Annotated in this window: 2 protein-coding genes; both read left to right on the top strand. The window is 67.0% G+C overall.

Annotated features, from left to right (window positions below; translation table 11 throughout):
* Window positions 1–897, top strand: an 897-nt coding sequence (locus AC1DY5_RS52510; RefSeq protein WP_478122163.1) for an amidase, incomplete at its 5' end; no start/stop codon positions are given.
* Window positions 898–900: 3 nt separating this feature from the next.
* Window positions 901–1,644 (top strand): aspartate/glutamate racemase family protein, encoded by a 744-nt coding sequence (locus AC1DY5_RS52505; RefSeq protein ID WP_478122162.1) that lies wholly within the window; start codon window positions 901–903, stop codon window positions 1,642–1,644.
* Window positions 1,645–2,172 lie beyond the last annotated feature (528 nt).

Here is a 2,172-nt window from a genome sequence, read left to right as displayed (position 1 = left end):
GCCTTGGGCACCGACGGCGGCGGCTCCAGCCGGCGGCCACCGGCACATGTGGGCGTGGTGGGTTTCAAGCCCTCCTTCGGCGCCATCCCCGACCCCCTCGGCTTCCCGCATGCCTTCATCGGCCTGCAGACGATGGCACCGATCGCGCGCACGGTGCGCGACGCCGAGCTGATGTTCGAGGCGATGGCCGGTTCAGACGCGCGCGATCCTCAATCGATCGACCTTCCGAGCGGGCCGCTGCGCAGAGCCTCCGAATTGCGCATCGCCTTCAGTCCGCGCCTGGGGCTCGACGTACCGGTCGACGCGGACGTCGAGGCCTGCACGGCCCAAGCCATCGAGACGCTTCAAGGCGCCGGCATGACGATCGTGCGCGACGACCCCGTGTGGCCCGCGGGCGCCGACGAGAATACGCTGATGCCGCTGCAGCACGTGGGGCTGGCCCACCTGTTCGGCGAGGCCTGGAAGCGCGATCCCTCGCGCTTCGACCCCGATGTGGCGCGGCAGATCGAGCGCGGTCTGCAATGGAGCGGCGCCGACGTCGCGCGGGCGCGCGAGGCGGGCCTGCAAATCGCGCTCACACTCGCCGAGTTCTTCACACGTCACGACCTGCTGATCTGCCCCACCACGCCGTGCGTGGCCTGGCCGAACGACCGCCTCGGGCCCGAGCGCATCGGCGGCGTCGCGGTCGAGCCGCGCGGCCACGCCGTCTTCACGCCCTTCGTCAACCACGCAATGGCGGCCGCAATCTCGATCCCGTGCGGCCGCGGACGCGATGGCCTGCCAGTCGGCATGCAAGTGATCGCGCCGCGCGGCCGCGACCGTCAACTGCTCGATGCGGCGAAAACCATCGAGGACGCGCTCGCCCCGTATATCGCTGCCACAACCCAAGAGAAATGAACCATGCGAATCCTCGTCATCAACCCGAACACGAGCCAAGGCATCACCGATCGACTGATGGTGGCCGCACGCCCGGCCGCCGCGGCGGGAACTGAGCTCGTGGCGCTGACGGCGCCACGCGGATTCCCCTACATCGCGACGCGCGCCGAAGCGCAGATCGGCGGTGCCATCGCGCTCGAGATGCTGGCGGAGCACCACGGAGATTTCGATGCCGCCATCATCGCGGCCTTCGGCGACCCGGGCCTGTTCGGCGCGCGCGAGCTGTTCGACATCCCGGTGGTTGGCATGGCGGAGGCCGCGATGCTCACCGCCTGCATGCTCGGCAAGCGCTTCGCCATCGTGACCTTCGCGCAGGCGCTGGGGCCCTGGTACGAGGAATGCGTCGAGTCGCACGGCCTGATCGGTCGGCTCGCGGGCATTCGCATGCTCGAGGGCCGCTTCGCTTCAATTTCCGACGTGCAGGACGAAAAGGAACAGCTGTTGGTGGACCTCGCCAACTTGGCGGTTACCGAGGACCAGGCCGATGTCGTCATCCTCGCCGGCGCGCCGCTTGCGGGCCTGGCCGACAAAGTGAAAGATCGCATTCCAGTCCCCGTCGTCGATCAGATGGCCGCCGCCGTCAAGCAGGCCGAGGCGCTGGTCAGCCTCAAGGTGCGCAAGGCGAGCGCGGGAACCTTTCGCCGGCCGGCCGCCAAACCGACCATGGGGTTGCCTGTTCTCCTGGGAGCGCGTTTCGAGCAGAACTAGTGCAGTGCGCCATTCAGATATGTACTCACTGTATCTTGTACTCCTTGCCAGCGCGGCTTTCGCTCGCGTGACCTTGGCCAGGATGTCGGTCGCGCTCTTGGGATCGCGGTAAGGATGCCCGTTTCCGGGCAACCCCCGCACAGATCCGGACGCGCCTGCCCGTAAATGACCTCGCTGTCGTCGAGCTGCGCGGCAACGGTGAGCAGGGCCCTTGCCGACGGTCGTCTCCTCTTGAGGCGCTTGATCATCTGGGGATGAATTGGGCCAAGGCCTTACCTAGCCTAGCCTGGATTTCCACGCACCACTATTTGGGTAACGCTGCTCGATAGGAGCAGACCGCTTCTGCGCCTGGCGCCGGAGTGGCCTGGGCCTTCAGCGTTAGCGGTTGGTGCGCCCATCCCATCATTTCGACGGCCCCCACGCGGGGCCGTCGGCGTTCTTGCATCGCTTGCGCCAGTCCTGCCAATCGCTCGCCAAGCCGCATGCAGCTTGAGTTTCTGGATTTTCGATTGGTGCCGGTGAGATTTT

Source organism: Variovorax sp. P4_D9 (assembly GCF_056401695.1).
This window is presented reverse-complemented; position numbering and strand designations above follow the sequence as displayed.

Coding starts and splice junctions, on each gene's coding strand:
- AC1DY5_RS52505 (WP_478122162.1), top strand. CDS start 901: ATGCGAATCCTCGTCATCAACCCGAACACGAGCCAAGGCATCACCGAT.